The organism is Roseburia inulinivorans DSM 16841, from assembly GCF_000174195.1.
Classification (GTDB): Bacteria; Bacillota; Clostridia; order Lachnospirales; family Lachnospiraceae; genus Roseburia; species Roseburia inulinivorans.
In genome coordinates this window covers 45,750-67,036 of the sequence record NZ_ACFY01000165.1, presented here as the reverse complement: position 1 = coordinate 67,036, position 21,287 = coordinate 45,750, and the positions used below count along the sequence as shown (strand labels likewise).

The 21,287-nt window shown below is 42.0% G+C and carries 19 protein-coding genes, 1 pseudogene and 1 riboswitch; of the genes and pseudogenes, 19 read left to right on the top strand and 1 reads right to left on the bottom strand.

The window, feature by feature from the left end:
- Positions 1-16 precede the first annotated feature (16 nt).
- From ROSEINA2194_RS18060 to ROSEINA2194_RS18020, 10 genes and pseudogenes are all read left to right on the top strand, one after another.
- Complete coding sequence (locus ROSEINA2194_RS18060; RefSeq protein ID WP_044928839.1) at positions 17-700, top strand: DNA alkylation repair protein; 684 nt, start codon at positions 17-19, stop codon at positions 698-700.
- Positions 701-859: 159 nt separating this feature from the next.
- Positions 860-1,471 (top strand): SAM-dependent methyltransferase, encoded by a 612-nt coding sequence (locus ROSEINA2194_RS18055; RefSeq protein ID WP_009861029.1) that lies wholly within the window; start codon positions 860-862, stop codon positions 1,469-1,471.
- Positions 1,468-1,527: riboswitch (Fluoride riboswitch) on the top strand. (Overlaps the previous gene by 4 nt.)
- Before the next feature lie 117 nt (positions 1,528-1,644).
- Complete coding sequence (locus tag ROSEINA2194_RS23985) at positions 1,645-1,977, top strand: cation:proton antiporter domain-containing protein (RefSeq protein ID WP_009861028.1); 333 nt, start codon at positions 1,645-1,647, stop codon at positions 1,975-1,977.
- A complete protein-coding gene (locus tag ROSEINA2194_RS23980) occupies positions 1,940-2,389 on the top strand; it encodes a hypothetical protein (RefSeq protein ID WP_009861027.1) in 450 nt (149 codons plus the stop codon). The genes ROSEINA2194_RS23985 and ROSEINA2194_RS23980 overlap by 38 nt, the downstream gene beginning before the upstream one ends.
- Positions 2,390-2,469: 80 nt before the next feature.
- A complete protein-coding gene (locus ROSEINA2194_RS18045; RefSeq protein WP_009861026.1) occupies positions 2,470-2,979 on the top strand; it encodes a GNAT family N-acetyltransferase in 510 nt (169 codons plus the stop codon).
- A gap of 8 nt (positions 2,980-2,987) precedes the next feature.
- Complete coding sequence (locus ROSEINA2194_RS18040; protein ID WP_009861025.1) at positions 2,988-3,530, top strand: GNAT family N-acetyltransferase; 543 nt, start codon at positions 2,988-2,990, stop codon at positions 3,528-3,530.
- 14 nt (positions 3,531-3,544) lie between these two features.
- Positions 3,545-4,003 (top strand): GNAT family N-acetyltransferase, encoded by a 459-nt coding sequence (locus ROSEINA2194_RS18035; RefSeq protein ID WP_009861024.1) that lies wholly within the window; start codon positions 3,545-3,547, stop codon positions 4,001-4,003.
- Between the two features lie 75 nt (positions 4,004-4,078).
- The gene (locus ROSEINA2194_RS18030; protein ID WP_044928823.1) at positions 4,079-4,426 is read left to right on the top strand and encodes a DUF6788 family protein; all 348 of its coding nucleotides are present in this window, start codon (positions 4,079-4,081) and stop codon (positions 4,424-4,426) included.
- A pseudogene (locus tag ROSEINA2194_RS24075) lies at positions 4,389-4,987 on the top strand (AAA family ATPase); the annotation flags it as partial. The gene ROSEINA2194_RS18030 and the pseudogene ROSEINA2194_RS24075, both read left to right, overlap by 38 nt.
- A 141-nt stretch (positions 4,988-5,128) precedes the next feature.
- Positions 5,129-6,100 carry a PD-(D/E)XK nuclease domain-containing protein gene (locus tag ROSEINA2194_RS18020; protein WP_500138742.1) on the top strand — a complete coding sequence of 324 codons (972 nt, stop codon included), beginning with the start codon at positions 5,129-5,131 and terminating at the stop codon, positions 6,098-6,100.
- A 74-nt stretch (positions 6,101-6,174) separates the two neighbouring features.
- Here the strand turns inward: ROSEINA2194_RS18020 and ROSEINA2194_RS18015 are convergent, their stop codons facing one another.
- On the bottom strand, positions 6,175-7,815 hold the full coding sequence (locus tag ROSEINA2194_RS18015; RefSeq protein ID WP_009861021.1) for an ABC-F family ATP-binding cassette domain-containing protein: 1,641 nt from the start codon (positions 7,813-7,815) through the stop codon (positions 6,175-6,177).
- A 188-nt stretch (positions 7,816-8,003) separates the two neighbouring features.
- Here ROSEINA2194_RS18015 and ROSEINA2194_RS22400 point away from each other — a divergent pair, with 188 nt between their 5' ends.
- The 9 genes from ROSEINA2194_RS22400 (at position 8,004) to ROSEINA2194_RS17975 (ending at position 21,172) form a co-directional block, all read left to right on the top strand.
- Entirely contained in the window at positions 8,004-9,929 is a 1,926-nt protein-coding gene (locus ROSEINA2194_RS22400) for a sensor domain-containing diguanylate cyclase (protein ID WP_009861020.1), read from the top strand.
- Positions 9,930-9,943: 14 nt separating this feature from the next.
- Positions 9,944-11,179, top strand: a complete 1,236-nt coding sequence (locus ROSEINA2194_RS22395; RefSeq protein ID WP_009861019.1) for a GGDEF domain-containing phosphodiesterase — start codon at positions 9,944-9,946, stop codon at positions 11,177-11,179.
- Positions 11,180-11,385: 206 nt separating this feature from the next.
- Positions 11,386-14,931, top strand: a complete 3,546-nt coding sequence (gene nifJ, locus ROSEINA2194_RS18005; RefSeq protein ID WP_009861018.1) for a pyruvate:ferredoxin (flavodoxin) oxidoreductase — start codon at positions 11,386-11,388, stop codon at positions 14,929-14,931.
- 227 nt (positions 14,932-15,158) lie between these two features.
- A complete protein-coding gene (locus tag ROSEINA2194_RS18000) occupies positions 15,159-15,899 on the top strand; it encodes a copper homeostasis protein CutC (protein ID WP_009861017.1) in 741 nt (246 codons plus the stop codon).
- A 169-nt stretch (positions 15,900-16,068) separates the two neighbouring features.
- Positions 16,069-17,688, top strand: coding sequence for a phosphoenolpyruvate--protein phosphotransferase (gene ptsP / locus ROSEINA2194_RS17995; protein WP_021923200.1), 1,620 nt, complete (start codon positions 16,069-16,071; stop codon positions 17,686-17,688).
- 20 nt (positions 17,689-17,708) lie between these two features.
- Positions 17,709-17,966 (top strand): HPr family phosphocarrier protein, encoded by a 258-nt coding sequence (locus tag ROSEINA2194_RS17990; protein ID WP_044928818.1) that lies wholly within the window; start codon positions 17,709-17,711, stop codon positions 17,964-17,966.
- Between the two features lie 284 nt (positions 17,967-18,250).
- Positions 18,251-19,084 carry a BglG family transcription antiterminator LicT gene (gene licT / locus ROSEINA2194_RS17985; protein ID WP_009861014.1) on the top strand — a complete coding sequence of 278 codons (834 nt, stop codon included), beginning with the start codon at positions 18,251-18,253 and terminating at the stop codon, positions 19,082-19,084.
- Positions 19,085-19,116: 32 nt separating this feature from the next.
- Complete coding sequence (locus tag ROSEINA2194_RS17980) at positions 19,117-19,599, top strand: PTS sugar transporter subunit IIA (protein ID WP_009861013.1); 483 nt, start codon at positions 19,117-19,119, stop codon at positions 19,597-19,599.
- A 103-nt stretch (positions 19,600-19,702) separates the two neighbouring features.
- Complete coding sequence (locus tag ROSEINA2194_RS17975; protein WP_217284425.1) at positions 19,703-21,172, top strand: PTS transporter subunit EIIC; 1,470 nt, start codon at positions 19,703-19,705, stop codon at positions 21,170-21,172.
- Positions 21,173-21,287: the final 115 nt, after the last annotated feature.

Here is a 21,287-nt window from a genome sequence, read left to right as displayed (position 1 = left end):
AGTGAAAGAGAAAAACATGAACAGCTTGCAGCGCAAATTATTCAAATTACAGGATTTAAAATACAGAAATTTTCACAGTAAACTAATGCCGGGGATTGATAAGGAGACAATCATCGGGATCCGCACACCGGTACTGCGGAAATTTGCGAAAGAATTTGCAAAAACGGAAGCAGCAGAAGCTTTTTTGAAGGAACTTCCACATCAGTATTATGAGGAAAATAACCTTCATATGCTTTTGATTTCAGATATCAAAGATTATGAGCGCTGTCTGGCAGAAGTGAAACGTTTTCTTCCATATATTAATAACTGGGCGACCTGCGATATTCCAAGACCAAAGTGTTTCGCAAAAAGCAAAGCTGAACTTCTTCCTGTGATAAAAGAATGGATTGCATCCGGGAACACTTATACGATTCGCTATGGAATCGGAACACTGATGAGCTTTTATCTGGATGAGGATTTCAAACCGGAGTATATAGAAATTGCCGCAGAAGTAGAATCGGAAGAATACTATGTCAATATGATGATTGCATGGTATCTTGCAACGGCACTGGCAAAACAGTGGGATGCAACGATCCCATATCTGGAAGAACGAAAGTTATCACCATGGGTGCATAGAAAGACGATTCAGAAAGCGGTGGAGAGCTATCGCATCACAGATGAGCAGAAAGTTTATCTGAAAACACTGCGTGAAAACTGCTAAGACTAGTACATCGTTCTGTAAATAACTGAGCTAATAACTTGTATGAATTTCCATCTGCGTTATTGATTCAGTTAATTTTTGAACGCTGTACTGGAACTGATAAGGGCAGATTCATGGGGCTAAAAGAAATTTATATTCGGAGAGTTGTGGAAAGAGAACATGAAAAAATCTCAGGAAAACGATGAAGAACAGAAATGGGATAAATTACTACAGATTCACACAACCGGACGTGATGATTCCAATTCAGATCAGTACCGATATCCGTATGAACCGACGCCATATACGGTGTTAGAGCGGTTTGCTAATTCCGGGCTGCTTTGCAAGGAAAATACACTTTTAGATTATGGCTGTGGCAAAGGCAGAGCTGATTTTTTTCTTTCTTATCAGACACGCTGTCACACGATCGGTGTGGAATACAACGAGCGGATTTATGAGAAAGCGGTAGAAAACAGAGAACAGGGGGTTGCGGCAGGGCGGACAGAATTTGTACTTGCAGATGCCGTGCAGTTTTCGGTTCCGGCAGAGGTAGACCGGATCTACTTTTTTAATCCATTTTCGATAGAGATATTAAAGAAAGTTTTGGCGCGCGTGTTGGAATCCTATTATGAGAATCCGAGGGAATTGCTTTTATTCTTTTATTATCCTTCGGATGAATACATTTCTTATTTAATGACAGTAGACGAACTTATCTTTTCCGATGAAATCGATTGCAGAGATTTGTTTCCGGGGGAAAATAAAAGAGAGCGGATTGTGGTATTTGAGGTAGAATGAAGTTCTCCCTTGGGAAACCAGAACTGCTGAATATAGCTGATGACTTCTACGATTATTTGAAATTATAGTCGCAGAAGGCATCAGCTTTTTTGCGTCTATAGCAAAATAAGGAGGCTAAATCCTCTGCTCCTGCAAGAGCAGTCGCATTTTGCTTCGCAAAACAAGGAGGATTTATGTTAGCATCATTATCACTTATTTTTCTTGTAGGGCTTGCAATGGGAGCCATTTGCCAGAAACTGAAGCTGCCACGGATCATCGGAATACTCGTCACCGGAATTGTGTTGGGACAGTATGTGCTCGATTTGCTTGATCCATCCATTTTATCAATCTCCGCTGAGCTGCGGAAGATGGCACTGATTATTATTTTATTGAAAGCCGGACTTTCACTGGATTTAAAAGATCTGAAAAAAGCCGGGCGTTCCGCTGTATTACTGTCGTTTGTTCCTGCATCGCTTGAAATTGCAGGTTATGTGCTTTGCGCAGGGTGGTCATGCCAATGTACTTGATTTTGTAAATATTCCGGTGTCAATCGTACTTGGTATAATTTTAGGCGCAGTGACAGGTTATGGACTGTATCTTTTCTTTGAGACGGCATATGCGAGAAAACACTGCGTGCGTAACAGTATAAAAGTAATCATTGTTCTTGGATTTTCCTTTTTACTGGTATCAGTGGAAGGATGGCTGGAAGGAAAAATTTCCTTATCAGGACTGCTTGCGGTGGTTGCAATGGCTTGTGTGATCGCTTATCTCCCAAAGGCAACGGTGCAGGCGGCAATTGGTTCTGTTCCTTTGGCGGCAGGACTTGCCTGTGGAAAAATTGTTCTGTCTGTCGCTGTGCTGGCAATCATTATCACGGCACCGCTTGGGGCAATCGGGATGGATGCAGCCTATCAAAGGTTGTTGGAAAAGGAAAATTAAAAAAGATTTTTAGAAAGTATTTTGGCGGAAAGTGTGTTATAGTGATTTCAGATAAAAGAAAATGACAGGGGTATCCGGAGATGATCAGAAAAGCAACAGAAGAAGATTTGTCGCGCATCGCAGAAATTTTTGTATTTAATAACAGAATCAATTATTTCCCAATTTTTAAGCAGGAAGAGTATTCATTTGGAGAATTGCAGGTTGTATCCATGATAGATCATTATTTCGGAAAAGGGGAAGTTCTGGAAAATCTGTATGTCGCCGATGAATGTGGAATTGTGAAAGGATTTATGGAAATCCATGGAACAGAAATCCGTAAATTGTATGTCGATCCATGCTTTCAAAGTGGTGGAATTGGAAAGAAATTAATAGAGCATGCAATTTCAACTTTTGATGCGGATCATCTGTGGGCGTTGGAGAAAAATACGAGAGCGATTGCATTTTATCATCGTCACGGATTTATGGAAAATGGAGAAAAAGAATTGGAAGAAGGCACGACAGAGTATATTGCAAAGTTGATAAGGGTGGAAGAAAATGTGCAGTTGGACGAGAAACCAATGCATAGAAAAATAATGAGAGAGGAGGTATAAGAGAAAAAATGGTAACAGATTACTCTGACGTAAAATTAGAAACAAAAGATCTTATTTTAAAGAAAGCAGAATTTGAGGACTGGAAGACAATTTATTATAACCTGTGGAGACACAAGGAGAGCGCAAAGTATATGCTCTGGCAGCCGACAGAGACAGACGAAGATGCAAAAGATCGAATGAAGCGCACGATTGCATTTGAAGAAAAACCGGAGAATAAGTATGCGTTATTTGTGTATTTAAAGAAAACGGGTGAAGCAATCGGTTTTGCAGGTATGCGTGAGTTAGAGCCGGGTATTTATGAAGAGACAGGCATTGCACTTGGACCGGAATTTGTGCAAAAAGGATATGGGCGACAGATACTTACGACACTTCTTGAGGAGGCGGGAAAACTGGGAGCAAAAGAATTCCATGCCTGCAACCGTATAGGCAATGCTGCGTCCAGAGTGTTACAGCTGTCATGTGGATTTGTATTCGATTCACTGTCAGAAGAAAAGACAGATCCAAGAACAGGTGAAACGTATGTTTTGGAGAACCATATTTACAGGTATTAGAAAGAAGGAAGGAAATGTATTTTGGAAGATTGAATGAACAGAATGTAGAGCAGTATATTGACTATTTAAAGCTTGCGATGCAGCAGGAGCCGGATATGATGACGGTGGAAGAGATAGATGAGGAAGGAATCAGGACAAGGCTTCGGGATTCATTTTATGAAAAGTCTGCATCAATTCTTGCGATGGAAAACAATCAGGTGGTAGGAAGAATTGAGTATCATTTTTATGGGTGTATTCAGGGTGGATATCGCATGGCGTATGTGAATTGGGTATATGTTTTACCGGAATACCGGCACAGCGGCGTTGCCCGGAAGCTGTTTGCAGAGTTTGAAAAAGACTGCGAAAAGCATGATATCCATCAATATTATCTGATCCGTGCTACCAACGAGAATGCCGACAGATTTTACAAAAAATTCGAAAATGTGCAGTTGGACGAGGAACCGATGCTTCGGAAAATATTAAAAGAAGATTGACAAGTGGTTACCATTGGTTATATGATGTGTATATAACCAATGATAACCACTTTTATATACAGAAGGGAGCGCGTTATGTCCACAAATCCAACGAAACGAATCGAAGAGATCGATCGGAGACTGGAAGAACTTCCAAAAGGAACCCTGACCTATAAGAAGATCAAAGGGAAAGAGCAGCCATATATCCAGCGGACGATTGACGGAAAATCAGTGAGCTATTATGTGAAAGTGTCTGAGCGGGAGCAGGTGTTCATGGAATTTGAGGAGCGCACAAAGCTGCAGGAAGAGAAAAAGCATCTGACGGCTTATGTGGAGGGACTGAAGGACATTCTTAAGCACAATCCATATCTCTCTGCCCAGGTGGTGATCGGGTATCAGGATTTTGGTGATTTTTACCTGTGGACAGCAGTTTTATGTAGATAAGACGCATTTTATCACCGAGTGGCTCAGGGAAGGAACGAAGATCACATTGATCACCAGACCGAGAAGATTCGGCAAGACAACCCTGCTCAGTACGGTAAGAATGTTTTTGATCCAAGATATGCTGATCATCCGGAATATTTCGATAAGCTGCGGGTATGGCAGGACGAAAGAAGCCGAAGTATGTTCGGAAGCACTCCGGTGATCTCCACAAGCTTTGGAGGCTGCAAGGGGATAGATTATAAGCAGTCTATCCGGGGAATGATGGGACAATTGGATACAATGTATGCACACCATGAATATTTACTCGACAGTCCAAGACTTACGGAGGAAGATAAAGAGACATTTAAAGAAACAAGATGGGGATTGTTTCATAATGATACAGGTCATATAGAAAATTCCATTAAGAAATTATGCGAATTGCTCTATAAACATTTTGGTGTAAAACCTATCGTGCTCATTGATGAGTATGATACACCTCTGATCGAAGCATACACGGATGGTTACTGGGATGAGATGATCACGACCTGCCGCCAGTTATTCCATAATACACTGAAAGAAAATGACTATCTTGGCAGAGCCATTATCACCGGAGTGACGAAAGTGTCGAAGAATTCACTTTTCTCTGACCTGAACAATCTGCTGGTTGCCACTGTGACAGATGATATCTACACGGACTGCTGTGGATTCACTGAGCAGGAGGTGATGGATGCATTAAAGTGCCAGAATATAGATGATATGAAAAAAGTGAAGGAAATGTACGATGGATTCATTATCGGTCATCAGAAAGATATTTATAATCCGTGGTCTATCGTGAACTATATGCATGATCGGCAGTTGAGATCTTATTGGATTCTTACCAGCAGCAACAAGCTGATCGGTGATATTATCTGCAGGCATCCGTATGATAAAAAGTACGAGATTGAACAGCTGATGACAGGAAAACCAATACACAAGGTGATCAACGAGAATATTACATTCCAGTATCTTGACGGAGATGAGAATAGTCTGTGGTCACTTCTCCTTGCAGTCGGATATATCAAGGCAGAGAACGTGGTGAAAGATAACGAATGGACAGAGTGTGATGTTTCCGTGACCAACAAAGAGGTTATGTCAATGTTCCGGACACAGATCATTGCCATGTTTTCGAATGGCAATATTGCATATGAGAATTTTACAAGGGCACTGATAAGGCATAGAACCTGGGATATGATCGGTGTGATGGAAGATATCGCCGAGTATTCCATGAGTTATTTTGATACCGCAAAGAATACAGGAAAACACGCCCCGGAGAATTTCTATCATGGTCTTGTTTTAGGACTTATTGTATCCATGCGTAAGGAATACCGCATTGTATCCAACCGGGAGAGTGGGGAAGGTCGTTATGACATTGCAATCTATCCTTTCGACAAAACAAAAGATGCCTATATCCTTGAATTTAAAGTTTTAAATGAACACAGAGAAAAGACGGTTCAGGAAACTGCACAGAATGCCCTGAAACAGATCCGGACCAGAAACTATGAATCAGATCTTCTTGCCTACGGCATCCCTGCCGATCACATCTATAAACTCGGCTTTGGATTTCTCGGTAAGAAAGTCTGGGTAGTCTCTGATCCACCGGAGAAAGAAGAGAAGGATCAGGTCAGATCAGAGTGGGATAACCTGCGGTTCCGATAAAAAATTGCCGATGCACCAGTAAGGCACATCGGCAAAATGAAAAGCTTATAATTTGAAAATAAATCATTCTTCTTTTAGTTATCAGAAGCATCATCATCAGACATGCTGTAAACCTGACGTTTACGAGCCATCTCATCATTTTCAAGGTATTCATCATAGGAGGATACTTTATCAACAAAGGTTCCATCCGGTAAGAACTCGATGATACGGTTTGCAGTTGTCTGTACAACCTGATGGTCACGGGATGCAAAGAGGATAACACCCGGGAACTTGATCAGACCATTATTTAATGCTGTGATAGATTCCATGTCAAGGTGGTCGGTCGGTTCGTCAAGGATCAGAACATTACTTGCCTGGATCATCATGCGGGAGAGAAGCACGCGGACTTTCTCACCACCGGAAAGAACACGCATTTTCTTAGTTCCGTCTTCACCGGCAAAAAGCATACGTCCAAGGAAACCACGAACATAAGTAGCATCTTTGATCTCAGAATACTGTGTCAGCCAGTCTACGATCAGAAGATCAGTATCAAAGATTGCTGTGTTGTCCTTCGGGAAATAGGACTGGCTTGTTGTCACGCCCCATTTATAAGAGCCGGAATCAGGTTCCATTTCACCGGAGATGATCTTGAATAAAGTTGTTTTTGCAAGCTCATTTCCACCGACAAAAGCGATTTTATCTTCATGACCTACGATGAAAGATACATTGTCTAATACCTTGACACCGTCAATCGTCTTGGTGAGACCTTCCACAGTAAGAACTTCATTTCCAATCTCACGGCTTGGACGGAAGTCAATGTAAGGGTATTTACGGCTGGATGGACGGATCTCATCGAGCTGGATCTTTTCAAGAGCACGTTTTCTGGAAGTCGCCTGTTTGGATTTGGAAGCGTTTGCAGAGAAACGTGAAATAAATTCCTGTAACTCTTTAATCTTTTCTTCCTTCTTCTTGTTGGCTTCTTTCATCTGTTTTACAAGTAACTGGCTGGATTCATACCAGAAGTCGTAGTTTCCGGCATAAAGCTGGATCTTGCCATAATCGATATCTGCAATATTGGTACATACTTTATTTAAGAAGTAACGGTCATGGGAAACAACGATCACCGTATTTTCAAAATTGATGAGGAATTCTTCTAACCAGGAGATCGCATCTAAGTCCAAGTGGTTGGTAGGCTCATCTAAAAGAAGAATATCCGGATTTCCGAACAATGCCTGTGCAAGTAAAACTTTGACCTTTAAGGCACCAGGAAGCTCTGCCATCATAGAGTAATGGTAATCGGTAGAAATTCCAAGACCATTTAATAATGTTGCGGCATCGGATTCCGCATTCCAGCCATCCATCTCAGCAAATTCGCCTTCTAATTCGCTGGCACGGATACCATCTTCATCGGAAAAATCTTCTTTCATGTAGATGGCGTCTTTTTCCTTCATAATATCATAAAGTCTCTGGTTACCCATGATAACGGTATCAAGAACGGTAAAAGCATCATATTTAAAGTGATCCTGCTGTAAAAATGAGAGACGCTGTCCCGGAGTGATGACAACATCACCGTTTGTCGGTTCTAACTGACCGGATAAAATTTTTAAAAATGTGGACTTTCCGGCGCCGTTGGCACCAATCAGACCATAACAGTTTCCTTCAGTGAATTTGATATTTACATCTTCGAATAAGGCTTTTTTGCCTACACGTAACGTTACATTGTTTGCTTGTATCATTGTAATACCTCTATTTTACATATTTCTTGGTTTAAACGCATCATTCTTATTATACATAAAACCGTTGTTTTTTCAAGAAAAATCTATGCCAAGAAAATATAAGGAAAAAACAAGAGAAAATCTTTCTTGTTATGTAAAAATTTGTTATAATTATTCTAATCGGGGTTTTGTAAAAGGAGAAGTTGGGGATGGCAGAATTTAATAAGGAAGAAATAGATTATGAAGATCAGCTCAGGCAGTCGGAGCGTGAGCGCAAAGATTTGAAAAATATTATATATGAACTTCCGGTAGGACTGATCACGGTAAAAGGGGGAAATGAGCTGACGATTGACATCGCAAACCATGAATTTTGCAGGATGAGCGGATACAGATCGGCGGATTTCAGTATGGAGAAAATGTGCATGGCGCAGTTGATCCATATGGAAGATTACATGATGTTTGAGGATGCGGCGGAGGTCTGCCGCAGAGGGAAAACATCGGATGAATTTGAGGCAAGGATCGTTACAGCAGATCAGAACGTGATCTGGGCAATGTTTCAGTTTCAGATTTACACATACCGGAGTGCAGTGCCATACTATCTTGTATCCTGCTGGGACATTACAGAGCGCAAGAAGATGGAAAATGAGATCATGCTTGTGAACGAGCGCTATCATATGCTGGAAGAGGTCTCCGATGATATTGTCCTTGATTATGATGTGAAAAAACAGCAATTTGAGATACCGGAATGTTATCTGAAATTCGCAGAGGATAAAAGTGTGAAATATGCCGGGATAGAAGAACTTTACGGAGCCATACACCCGGACGACAGGGAAAGATTTCAGAAGATCTTTGAGACGGCGCTTCAACGGGAGATGAAAGGAACTGCGGAATACCGTCTGCGGCAGGGGGGAAAAGAATCTGGAAAATATGCTTATTTCAGAACCTGTTATCAGAGTATCGCAGATTATGATGGAAAGATCAGCCACATCATAGGAAGAAGTTATGATATCAGCACAGAGCGGGCAGTCCGGGAGAAACTTCTGCGGGAAGTGCAGTTAGATCCGTTGACAAGGATTTACAATAAGACAGCCTCCGGAGAAATCGTAGATGCGTTTCTTGAAAAATCAACACAGGGAACGCATGTACTCTACGTCATTGATATTGACGACTTTAAGAAGATCAATGACACATTCGGACATACTGTTGGAGACATGGTGATATCGGATATTGCAACACTGATACGCGAACAGTTTACGGATGAAGCGGTTGTCGGACGTGTCGGTGGGGATGAATTTATGGTCTTTGTGAAGGACACTTCTTTGCAAGAGGCGGAGGCGAAAGCGGAACAGCTGTGTACAAACGTGCAGAAAACGCTTTCCGGGGATGGAGCAGTCATTGTTGTGACATTGAGTGTCGGTATGGCTGTGACAGGAAAAGACGGGTATGATTACAGTACGTTGTTTGAACGGGCAGATCATGCCATGTATCACATTAAGAAAAATGGGAAAAATCATTATGGCTTTGCAGGAGAGACCGAGGAGGGGGACTGTGAAGGAAAGAACCGCACGGAAGAAAAGGAAAACCGTAGAAATCTGGTGGCGGACAAAGAATTTTTAAATACAGCGTTCAGCCTGTTGTCACATGCAAGGGATATCAATGGTTCTCTGAATGTGCTCTTAGAACAGATTGGCAGAAAATATCAGATGAATATGGTATCTGTTTTTGAATATGCACCCGATGGAAAGAATATGCTACTTACCAACTGCTGGAGTGACATGGGACAGATTTATGAGAAGAATATACTTCCGATTACCTGGCCGAAACTGATGAAGGCTGACGTGGGAGAATTTGTACAGACAACTCCAAAGTGGCAGGAAAAACGGAAGAAAGAGTGGCTAGAATGGTCAGGAAATGCCATCCCGATCCAGTCAATCGCTGCAGTAAAGTTTGAGTATTCGAATGGAAAAACCGGATGCATCGATGTTGGCTCGGTTGAACAGGGCAAGCAGTGGCGCACAGAGGAGATTGGAACTATCTGCGAACTGAGCAGAGTGGTTGCCGTATTTGTGACGCTGCGTGAGAAAATGCAGGAAGATCAGCAGGCAATCCATAAATTAAAAACAGAGACCGGCTGACGGGCTTATATAATATGGAAGCTTTCAGGATAAAACTGGTACAGCTTCTGGAGGCAGAGGAAAATCCACAGGAGAATACTTATGCACTGACCATGGTGGATGTCAATAACTTTTCTTATGTCAACGAAAATTTCGGCGCAGAGATGGGAGACAGTATACTGAAAGAATTTTCCCGGCTGCTGGAACGCAAAAAAGTAATGGCAGCATGCCGTATGTACTCGGATTATTTCCTTGTATTGTCCAGGGGAAAGAGCCAGCAGGAGATCCGGAGGCGCGTTAAGGAAGGAAATGAAGAGTTTGAGGCAAAGCTGCAGGAACGTTATCCCGCTGGAGGAATGAAGCTTTCGGCAGGAATCTGCTTCCTGTCAGGAAAGAGTTCGTTTGAGACGATACTGGAGAGCGCAAATCTTGCAAGAAAATATGCAAAAGAACACAATATCACATCCGGTGTTGTCTATATAGAAAAAATGCGTCAGACACGTGACGAACAGGTGCTGATCGCAACACGGTTTCATGCTGCGATCCAGCGTGGGGAGTTTGAAATGTTTTTACAGCCAAAGTTCCGGCTGAAAGAGAATACGATTTATGGGGCAGAGGCACTTGCAAGATGGCATTTCGGAGAGGACGGATACTTACAGCCAAACCGCTTTGTGCCGGCACTGGAATTGATGGGATATATCAAAGACCTTGATTTCTTTATATTAGAGCAGCTGCTGAAATATATGACAAAGTGGAAGAAATCCGGAAAAAGCCTGTTTACGATCTCAACTAATTTTTCGAGAAAACACTTTGAAAACGGTGGCGAGGCATTTTTGCAGCGGATGCATGAGACAATGGACAAGTATGACATTGATCCTTCCTATATTGAAGTGGAAGTTACCGAGAGCGTCATGACAGAAAAACTCGAAGACCTGAAGCACTGCATGATCGAACTGGCACAGATGGGATTCCGCATTGCCATTGATGACTTTGGTACGGGGTATTCGTCTTTGAGTGTCCTTTATGAAATACCGGCGAATGTTGTCAAGATAGATAAAAGTTTTACCGACAAAGTGATGGTGGACAACAAGGGGGAATTTGTATCCCAGATGGGAAAATTTATCCGTGCAGCCAAAGAAGAGATCGTTGTGGAGGGAATTGAGACGGAAGAACAGCGTCAGTTCTTGGAAAGCCATGGGTTTGAATATGGGCAGGGGTATCTGTTTGACCGGCCGATCCCGGCAGATGAATTTGAAAGAAAATATTTATAAATCTGTGCTTTTGGCAAGTGTTTTACTGCCGGGTGAGCAGTAACGTTTATAACTTTGTACTTTGTTTTGTACAGTCTGAATTCTTTACAACGGACAAATTAAATGCTAAAATGTGAATTAAGTCGAAAGCTGGCGGGGATAGTATTCTGCCCCGGGTTAGCAAAGACATTCTATCAATTTTTTATAATTTTAAGGAGGAATAAGTAATGTCCAGAGCAAAACAGTCAATGGACGGTAATACAGCAGCAGCTCATGTAGCATATGCGTTTACAGATGTTGCAGCTATTTACCCAATTACACCATCCAGCCCTATGGCAGATACTGTCGATCAGTGGTCAGCAGCAGGACAGGAAAATATCTTTGGCAATCAGGTCAAAGTTGTAGAAATGGAATCCGAAGCAGGTGCTGCAGGTGCAGTTCACGGTTCCCTTGCTGCAGGTGCATTAACAACAACATTTACAGCTTCCCAGGGTCTTTTATTAATGATCCCTAACATGTACAAAATCGCTGGTGAGCAGCTTCCATGTGTATTTGATGTTTCTGCACGTACCGTTGCAACACAGTCTTTAAATATTTTCGGTGATCACAGTGACGTATATGCCTGCCGTCAGACAGGTTTCGCTATGTTATGTGAGACAAACCCACAGGAAGTTATGGACTTAAGCCCGGTTGCTCATTTAGCAACAATCGAAGGAAAAGTTCCATTCATCAACTTCTTTGACGGATTCCGTACATCCCACGAGATCCAGAAGATCGAGAAATGGGATTATGCAGATTTGAAAGAAATGTGCAACATGGACGCAGTTGCTGCATTCCGTGCACATGCATTAAATCCAGAGCATCCGGCTATGCGTGGATCTCATGAGAATGGTGACGTTTTCTTCCAGCATCGTGAAGCTTGTAATACAGCTTACAATGAATTACCAGCTATCGTTGAAAAATACATGGCTAAGGTTAATGAAAAATTAGGAACAAACTACGACTTATTCAACTACTACGGAGCAGAAGATGCAGAGCGCGTTATCGTAGCTATGGGTTCTGTAAATGACGTAGCAGAAGAAGTAATCGACTACTTAACAGCTAAGGGCGAGAAAGTCGGATTAGTTAAAGTTCGTTTATACCGTCCATGGGTATCTGAAGCATTCTTAAAAGTTCTTCCAAAGACAGTTAAGAAAGTTGCAGTACTTGACAGAACAAAAGAGCCAGGAGCGCTTGGTGATCCATTATACTTAGACGTAGCAACAACTCTTCGTGAGGCAGGTCTTGATACAATCGTATTAACAGGCGGACGTTACGGATTAGGTTCCAAAGATACACCACCTTCAAGCTTATTCGCTGTATACAAAGAATTAGAGAAAGATGCTCCAAAAGCACGTTTCACAATTGGTATCGTAGATGACGTTACAAACTTAAGCTTACCAGAAGTAAAACCAGCTCCTATCACAGCTGCTGAAGGAACTGTAGAGTGCAAGTTCTGGGGACTTGGTGGTGACGGTACTGTAGGTGCTAACAAGAACTCTACAAAGATCATCGGTGACCACACAGACAAATACATCCAGGCTTACTTCCAGTATGACTCCAAGAAAACAGGTGGTGTTACAATTTCCCACTTAAGATTTGGTGACAAACCAATCAGAAGCCCATACTACATCAACCAGGCAGACTTCGTTGCATGTCATAACCCATCTTATGTAACAAAAGGATTCAAGATGGTTCAGGACGTAAAACCAGGCGGAGTATTCATGATTAACTGCCAGTGGTCTGATGAAGAGTTAGCTCATCACTTAAATGCAGAAGCTAAGAAATATATTGCTGATAACAACATTCAGTTATATACAATCAACGCTATTGACAAAGCAATTGAAATTGGTATGGGTAAACGTACTAACACAATTCTTCAGTCTGCATTCTTCAAATTAGCAAACGTAATGCCAATTGAAGAAGCTGTTGATTTCATGAAAGCTGCTGCTAAGAAATCTTACGGTAAAAAAGGTGACGCAGTTGTAGAGATGAACTACAAAGCTATCGACGCAGGTGTTGACGCTGTACATAAAGTTGAAGTACCAGCTTCCTGGTCTAACCCAGAAGCAGATCCAGCTCCTAAGAAATTAACAGGTCGTCCAGAGACAGTTAAGATGGTAGAAGATTTAATGAATCCAATCGCATTAATGGATGGTGATTCTCTTCCAGTATCTGCATTCATGGGCAACCCAGATGGACAGTTCGAGCAGGGTGCATCAGCATATGAGAAACGTGGTACAGCTGTAACAGTTCCTACATGGGATGCTGCTAAATGTATCCAGTGTAACCAGTGTGCATTTGTATGTTCACATGCTACAATCCGTCCATTCATGTTAAGTGAAGACGAAGTAAAAGCTGCTCCGGCTAATATCAAACTTGCTGATACAAAACCAAAGGCAAGCGAATACAAATATACAATGAGCGTATCTCCATTAGACTGTATGGGATGTGGTGAGTGTATCACTGTATGTCCAGTAGGTGCTATCGAGATGGTTCCACAGGAATCTCAGGCAGAAGAACAGCCAGTATTTGACTACTTAGTAGCAAACGTTGGCAAGAAACCTGGTATGCCAGCTGACAACACTGTAAAAGGTTCTCAGTTCAACCAGCCATTACTTGAGTTCTCCGGATCTTGTGCAGGATGTGCTGAAACATCTTACGCTCGTTTGATTACACAGTTATTTGGTGAGCATATGTACATCTCTAACGCTACCGGATGTTCTTCTATCTGGGGTGGCCCGGCTGCTACATCACCATATACAGTAAACAAAGATTCCAAGAAAGGACCAGCTTGGGCTAACTCCTTATTCGAGGATAACGCTGAGCATGGTTTAGGTATGCAGATTGGTCAGGAAGTATTACGTGACCAGGCTATCGCAAGCGTTGAGAAATGTGTTTCTTCTGATAAAGCAAGCGCAGAATTAAAAGATGCATTTGCTAAATTCATGGAGACAAAACAGGATACAAAAGCAAATACACCTGCAACAGAAGCTCTTGTAGCTGAATTAGAGAAAGCTGCAGCAGCTGGATGTCCAGATGCAAAAGCTGCTCTTGAGAAAAAAGATTACCTTGCTAAGAAGTCCGTATGGATCTTCGGTGGTGACGGATGGGCATATGATATTGGTTTCGGTGGATTAGACCATGTACTTGCTTCCGGACATAACGTAAACGTTATGGTATTCGATACAGAGATGTACTCTAATACAGGTGGACAGGCTTCTAAAGCTTCCAACATCGGTGAAGTTTGTCAGTTCGCTGCTGCTGGTAAAGAAGTTGGCAAGAAGAGCCTTGCTGAGATCGCTATGAGCTATGGTTACGTTTATGTAGCACAGATTGCTCTTGGTGCTAACATGGCTCAGGCTGTTAAAGTTCTTGCAGAAGCAGAAGCTTATGACGGACCATCCCTGATCATCGGATATGCTCCATGTGAGTTACACGGTGTGAAAGGTGGAATGAACCACTGCCAGGATGAGATGAAGAAAGCAGTAGCTGCTGGTTACTGGAACCTCTTCTCCTTCAACCCAGCTCTGAAAGCTGAAGGAAAGAATCCATTCACATTAACATCTAAACCAGGCGATGGAACATATCAGGAGTTCTTAAATAACGAGACACGTTACAGCAGATTAACAAGATCCTTCCCAGAAAGAGCTGCAAAACTCTTTGCTGCATCTGAGGAAGCTGCAAAAGCTCGTTACGAACATCTGTTAAGATTAGTTGAGTTATACAAATAAGATTTGGACATTGTCTGAGTCATTGTAAATTCCAGAAAGCCCGGAAAGGCGTAAGCCTTTCCGGGCTTTCTGCATTCAGGACAATAGAATGTTCGCGGAACATTCATTTTATTGTTTATAGAGAAAATGAAAAAAAGATTTTTTGTAGATAGTAGATTTTAAAAGATAGAAAGTTTATAATAACAATCATCAATCCGAATGATAAGAAAAGGAATTGTGACAAACCTATGAAATCAGTTTTAGAAATCTGCTGCGGCAGTTTTGAAGATGTAAAAACAGCATATGAAAATGGTGCCGACAGGGTAGAATTAAACAGTGCATTATATCTTGGCGGTCTTACCCCATCACTGGCAAATCTGATCTGCGCGAAGGAACAGTGTGAGATTCCTGTTGTGGCGATGGTACGTCCGAGAGGTGGTGGATTCTGTTATTCTGCGGAGGAATATCAGACAATGATTTTGGATACAAAACTTTTGCTGGAGCATGGAGCAGACGGGATTGCTTTCGGATTTTTAAAAGAGGATCAAACCTTAGATACAGAACGTACAAAAGAAGTCATCTATCTGATACATGAGCAGGGAAGGGAAGCGGTGTTTCACCGCGCTTTTGACTGTGTTGCCGATCAGAAGAAAACGATCGAGCAATTGATTGGGCTTGGGGCAGACCGAATCTTAACGAGCGGCGGCGCACCGGATGTGTGGAGTGGAAGAGAACGGTTAAAACAGCTTCAGAAGGAATATGGAAGTGAGATTGAAATTCTTGCCGGAAGCGGTGTGAATGAGAACAATGTTAGAGAACTAATGACATATACAGGAGTTCATCAGGTACACAGTTCATGCCGGGTATGGAAAAAAGACATCACAACTTCGAATGAATACGTTGATTTCTCCTATGCAGGAATACAGGAAAAGAATCAATATGAAGTGGTGGATGCAGCAAAAGTACACAGACTGGCAGAATTGTGTTGACAAATACTTTGTGAAAACTTATAATAAAATTATATTTTAAGGATAGTTCACATGCAAATGTACTAAACCGGAAAAGTAAGACGCCGTTGGCTGCGTGAACTTTTTCGGCTTTTTTAATTTTGACGGCAGATTCCCAAAATGGTATCAGCTGTCTGGTGAGGAGGAGCAAATGCAGAACATAACTGGAAAGATTGCATTCGGGGGAATCGCAATCGGAAAAATCAAAGAGATTTCCAAAGAAAACAATGTAGTCAGACGAGTGAAGATTGAGGATGCGAAAGCAGAGATCGCACGTTTTGAGGCAGCCAGAGATCAGGCGGCAGAAGAACTGAAAGGACTTTATGACAAAGCGGTCAAAGAAGTAGGAGAGGCAAATGCAGCCATTTTTGAAGTGCACCAGATGATGTTGGAGGATGAAGACTATCTTGATTCTGTCCGGAATATCATCGAGGCACAGTCCGTCAACGCAGAGTTCGCCGTGGCAACGACTGGCGATAACTTTGCCAGAATGTTCGCAGATATGGACGACGATTATATGAAGGAACGTGCAGCAGATGTGAAGGACATCTCGGAGCGTGTGATCCGTGTTTTATCGCAGAAAGAAGAAAAGGTGAACACTTCTGGAGCAGAAAAAGAAAAATATATCATAGCAGCAGATGATCTTGCACCGAGTGAGACGATCCAGTTAGACCGTGAGACAGTGCTTGCCTTTGTGACACGACATGGCTCTACGAATTCACATACCGCAATCCTGGCGAGGACGATGAACATTCCGGCTCTGGTATCCACAGCAGTTCCGAAAGAAGTGAATGGAAAAATGGCGATCGTGGACGGATTCAAGGGGATCGTGATCATTGATCCGGATGAGGAGACATTAAGAGAATATGAGAAAAAGCAGCAGGACGAAAAGAACCGTCAGGAATTACTGCAGCAATTAAAGGGAAAGCCGACCGTCACGAAAGAGGGCAAAGAAATAAAATTGTATGCCAATATCGGCGAAGTGAAAGATTTAGGCGCTGTTTTACAGAATGATGCAGCAGGTATCGGACTTTTCAGAAGTGAGTTTTTATATTTGCAGAGTGACCATTTCCCAACAGAGGATGAGCAGTTCCAGTCCTATAAAACGGTTGCGGAAGTGATGGCAGGAAAAAAAGTCATTATCCGTACTCTGGATATTGGAGCAGACAAGCAGATCGATTACTTTGGACTCGAACACGAGGACAATCCGGCGCTTGGTTACCGTGCCGTGAGGATCTGTCTGGATCAGCCGGATATTTTCAAGACACAGTTGAGAGCACTGCTCCGCGCCAGCATGTTCGGCAATATTTCCATTATGATCCCGATGATCGCATCGGTATGGGAAGTGAGAAAAGTCAAAGAGATTATGGAAGAGGTAAAAGCAGAGCTGACCTCAGAAGGCATTCCGTTTAAAAATGTGGAATTTGGCATTATGATCGAGACACCGGCAGCTGTGATGATCGCAGATGAACTGGCAAAAGAGGTTGACTTTTTCAGTATTGGAACCAACGACCTGACACAGTATACGCTCGCGATCGACAGGCAGAATGCAAAGCTTGACCAGTTTTATGACTCCCATCATCCAGCAGTGCTCAAGATGATCCAGATGGTCATTGACAGCGCACACAAAGCGGGAATCTGGGCAGGTATCTGTGGGGAACTCGGGGCAGACTTAACGCTTACGGAGACATTTGTAAAAATGGGAATTGATGAATTATCGGTATCACCGGCGATGGTGCTGCCTGTAAGAGATAAAATATTAAATGCTTAATGTTTAAGGAGGAAATGAAAATGAAATCATTCAGTTACACAGTAAAAGACGAGTTGGGAATCCATGCAAGACCGGCAGGGATGCTTGTAAAGGAAGTGAAAAATTTCCAGAGCAAAGTAACACTTGAAAAAGATGGAAAATCCGTAGATGCTTCTCGCCTGATGGCAGTTATGGGAATGGGAGTCAAAAAAGATCAGACTGTGACTGTAACGGTAGAAGGCGACGACGAAGATGCAGCATGTGATGCAATAAAAGCGTTCTTTGAAACGAATCTGTAAAACTCCGGTAGAAGATGGCAGGGATATTGGCTATTATGTATAGGTTTTAGATGCATATATAGTAAATGCTTACAAAAAAGAAAATAAGCAGGAATAAAACTTGACATAATAAACAATGAATGTTAAAATTTTCTTAAATCAAGCGAATAAAATATTGGATTGTTACTGATAAGCAGGCAAAACCAGATTTTACATTTCTATACTTGGATTTTGTAAAATTTGGTTTTTCTTTTTAGAATGCACAGTAAAACAGAGGCTTTTATCAAATAAAAACGGAGTGGCATATGGTTATCCAGAAAGTGATTAATAACAACGTAATATCAGCATATGATGAGAATCAGCAGGAAGTTGTTATCATGGGTAAGGGGATTGGATTCAAGGCACATACGGGTGATGCGATTGATGAGAGCAGGATCGAGAAGGTTTTCCGGATTGAGAACGAGAAGCTTTCCCGGCAGTTTCAGGAGATTTTAGAGAACATTCCATTAGAGCATATGCAGCTCACGAGTGATATCATTACCTATGCGAAAAAGAATCTGAATGTACAGTTGAATCAGAGTATTTATATCACACTGACAGATCATATCAATTTTGCGATTCAGAGACAGGCGCAGGGAATCCAGCTGAAGAATGCACTGCTGTGGGAAATCAAGAAGTTTTATCATCAGGAATACCTGATGGGAAAATATGCGATCGATCTTTTGAATGAAAAACTCGGAACAAAGTTTTCAGAGGATGAGGCGGGATTTATCGCACTCCATTTTGTGAATGCAGAGTACGATACAACGATCAACGATACCTTTGCAATGACGAATATGATACAGGGGATCTTAGAACTGGTCAAACAGGAGATGGGCATTGAATTTGATGAGGAATCGCTCCACTATGAGAGATTTGTCACACATCTGAAGTTTTTGGCACAGCGTCTTTACCGGCATGAGTTGTTGAAAGATGAGGAGATCGAATTTGCAAAGCTGATGGAGAACAAGTATCCGAGAGAGTATGAGTGCAGTAAACATATTGCAGAATATATCGAAAAAGAGTACGGCGGTCAGATATCCGGCGAGGAGATCATGTTTCTTGCGATACATATTAAGCGTGTCTGCATGACAGACTAAAGTACATCATAATACAGAAAAGAGGGATTAAGGTGTTCGATTTTTTGAAGAAAAAAGACAAAGGAATTGAGATTGGTGCACCGGTCAAAGGAAAGGCAGTTCCAATCAGTCAGGTAAGTGATCCGACATTCGGAGAAGAGATCTTAGGCAAGGGTGTTGCAATCCAGCCGGAAGATGGTAAGATATACGCACCGGCAGACGGCACGATCGAGATGTTATTTGATACGAAGCATGCAGTGAGCATGACGACCACAGAGGGCGTGGAATTGCTTGTGCATATCGGATTAGATACTGTCGCATTAAAGGGAGAACATTTTACCGCCCATAAAGGAAATGGGGATGCGGTGAAAAAAGGAGATCTGCTGATCTCGGTTGACCTTGAGGCAGTGAAAGCAGCAGGTTATGATGTGATCACACCGATGGTTGTATGCAACACGTCGGATTATCAGACCGTGGAAGCAGTGACGGGATCTGATGTCAATGCGGGTGATACAGTTCTGATCTTAAAGAAATAAACAGACAGGGATCTGTGATATGAAAAACGTATTTTAGCCGTGTTTCTAACGGTATAAAATAAAACTAAAAGGGATTATAAAAAAAGGAGGAGCTTTTAGTATGATGAAGTATTTGCAGAAATTAGGAAAAGCTTTAATGCTTCCAGTTGCGTGTCTTCCAATCTGTGGTATCTTAATGGGTATTGGATATGCGCTTTGTCCATCTACCATGCAGGGTGGTGATGTTACCGGTATCGTTCAGATGATCGGTTTCTTCCTTGTAAAAGCAGGTGGCGCTTTAATTGATAACATGGCAATTCTTTTTGTTATCGGTGTCGGTGTCGGAATGGCAGACGACAATGATGGTACAGCAGGTCTTGCAGCATTAGCATCATGGTTAATGATGACAAACCTTCTTTCCGTAGGAACAGTTACAACATTAATGCCAGCAATCGCTGACAATGCAACAAAATCTCTTGCATTTGGTAAAATTGCAAACCCATTTATCGGTATCCTTGCAGGTATTATCGGTGCAACATGCTACAACAAATTCAAAGGTACAAAATTACCTGACTGGTTATCATTCTTCAGTGGTAAACGTTGCGTAGCAATCGTTGCAGGTGTTGTTTCTATTATTGTTTCAGCAATCCTGTTATTTATCTGGCCGGTAGTATTCGGTGCTTTAGTAGCAGTAGGTCAGGGTATTGAAGGTCTTGGCGCAGTTGGTGCTGGTATTTATGCATTCTTAAACAGATTACTGATCCCAACAGGATTACACCATGCATTAAACAACGTATTCTGGTTCGATACGATCGGACTTGGTGACCTTGGACACTTCTGGGCAGGTGAGACATCTGCTGATGTAACATGGGATTTAGGTATGTATATGTCTGGATTCTTCCCATGTATGATGTTCGGTATCCCGGGTGCAGCTCTTGCTATGGTTCACACAGCTAAGAGTGACAAGAAGAAAGTTGCAATCGGACTTGTAGCTTCCGCAGCTCTTTGTGCATTCGTTTGTGGTGTTACAGAGCCATTCGAGTTTGGTTTCATGTTCCTTGCACCAGCTCTTTACGTTGTATATGCAGCATTATATGGTATCTTCACAGTTATTACTGTATTAGTTGGATTCAGAGCAGGTTTCTGTTTCTCCGCCGGAGCAACTGACCTTCTTTTCTCTGCATCCCTTCCTGCAGCAAAGAATACATGGATGATCATTCCTCTTGGAATCGCAGCATTTATCGTATTCTACGTTGTATTCCGTTTCGCTATCACAAAGTTTGACTTAAAGACTCCTGGTAGAGAAGATGATGATGTAGAAGCAGAGAAAAAAGTTGATCTTGGAAGCAGCGATTACACAACTGTAGCAGCAACAATCTTAGAAGGTGTTGGTGGTGCAGCAAACGTTACAAGCATTGATAACTGTATTACAAGACTTCGTCTTGAAGTAAAAGACAGCTCTTTAGTAGATGAGAAGAAAATCAAATCTGCCGGTGCAGCTGGCGTTATCAGACCAAGTAAAACAGCTGTTCAGGTTGTTGTTGGAACAAAAGTACAGTTCGTAGCTGATGAGTTCAAAAAATTATGTAAATAATGAACGGCAATTTTGAAGTATGAATATCATTCATAACAAAATAAGCAAATAAGTATAATCCCTTTCTTATCAGAAGCGGTTCCGTCTGGAACCGCTTCTTTTAAATCCACAGGAT

Coding starts and splice junctions, on each gene's coding strand:
- ROSEINA2194_RS18055 (WP_009861029.1), top strand. CDS start 860: ATGAAAAAATCTCAGGAAAACGATGAAGAACAGAAATGGGATAAATTA.
- ROSEINA2194_RS18015 (WP_009861021.1), bottom strand. CDS start 7,815: ATGATACAAGCAAACAATGTAACGTTACGTGTAGGCAAAAAAGCCTTA.
- ROSEINA2194_RS23985 (WP_009861028.1), top strand. CDS start 1,645: ATGTTAGCATCATTATCACTTATTTTTCTTGTAGGGCTTGCAATGGGA.
- ROSEINA2194_RS23980 (WP_009861027.1), top strand. CDS start 1,940: ATGTGCTTTGCGCAGGGTGGTCATGCCAATGTACTTGATTTTGTAAAT.
- ROSEINA2194_RS22395 (WP_009861019.1), top strand. CDS start 9,944: ATGGAAGCTTTCAGGATAAAACTGGTACAGCTTCTGGAGGCAGAGGAA.
- ptsP (WP_021923200.1), top strand. CDS start 16,069: ATGCAGAACATAACTGGAAAGATTGCATTCGGGGGAATCGCAATCGGA.
- ROSEINA2194_RS18045 (WP_009861026.1), top strand. CDS start 2,470: ATGATCAGAAAAGCAACAGAAGAAGATTTGTCGCGCATCGCAGAAATT.
- licT (WP_009861014.1), top strand. CDS start 18,251: ATGGTTATCCAGAAAGTGATTAATAACAACGTAATATCAGCATATGAT.
- ROSEINA2194_RS17975 (WP_217284425.1), top strand. CDS start 19,703: ATGAAGTATTTGCAGAAATTAGGAAAAGCTTTAATGCTTCCAGTTGCG.
- ROSEINA2194_RS18000 (WP_009861017.1), top strand. CDS start 15,159: ATGAAATCAGTTTTAGAAATCTGCTGCGGCAGTTTTGAAGATGTAAAA.
- ROSEINA2194_RS18020 (WP_500138742.1), top strand. CDS start 5,129: ATGGATGCATTAAAGTGCCAGAATATAGATGATATGAAAAAAGTGAAG.
- ROSEINA2194_RS18060 (WP_044928839.1), top strand. CDS start 17: ATGAACAGCTTGCAGCGCAAATTATTCAAATTACAGGATTTAAAATAC.
- ROSEINA2194_RS17990 (WP_044928818.1), top strand. CDS start 17,709: ATGAAATCATTCAGTTACACAGTAAAAGACGAGTTGGGAATCCATGCA.
- ROSEINA2194_RS18035 (WP_009861024.1), top strand. CDS start 3,545: ATGTATTTTGGAAGATTGAATGAACAGAATGTAGAGCAGTATATTGAC.
- ROSEINA2194_RS18030 (WP_044928823.1), top strand. CDS start 4,079: ATGTCCACAAATCCAACGAAACGAATCGAAGAGATCGATCGGAGACTG.
- ROSEINA2194_RS18040 (WP_009861025.1), top strand. CDS start 2,988: ATGGTAACAGATTACTCTGACGTAAAATTAGAAACAAAAGATCTTATT.
- ROSEINA2194_RS22400 (WP_009861020.1), top strand. CDS start 8,004: ATGGCAGAATTTAATAAGGAAGAAATAGATTATGAAGATCAGCTCAGG.
- nifJ (WP_009861018.1), top strand. CDS start 11,386: ATGTCCAGAGCAAAACAGTCAATGGACGGTAATACAGCAGCAGCTCAT.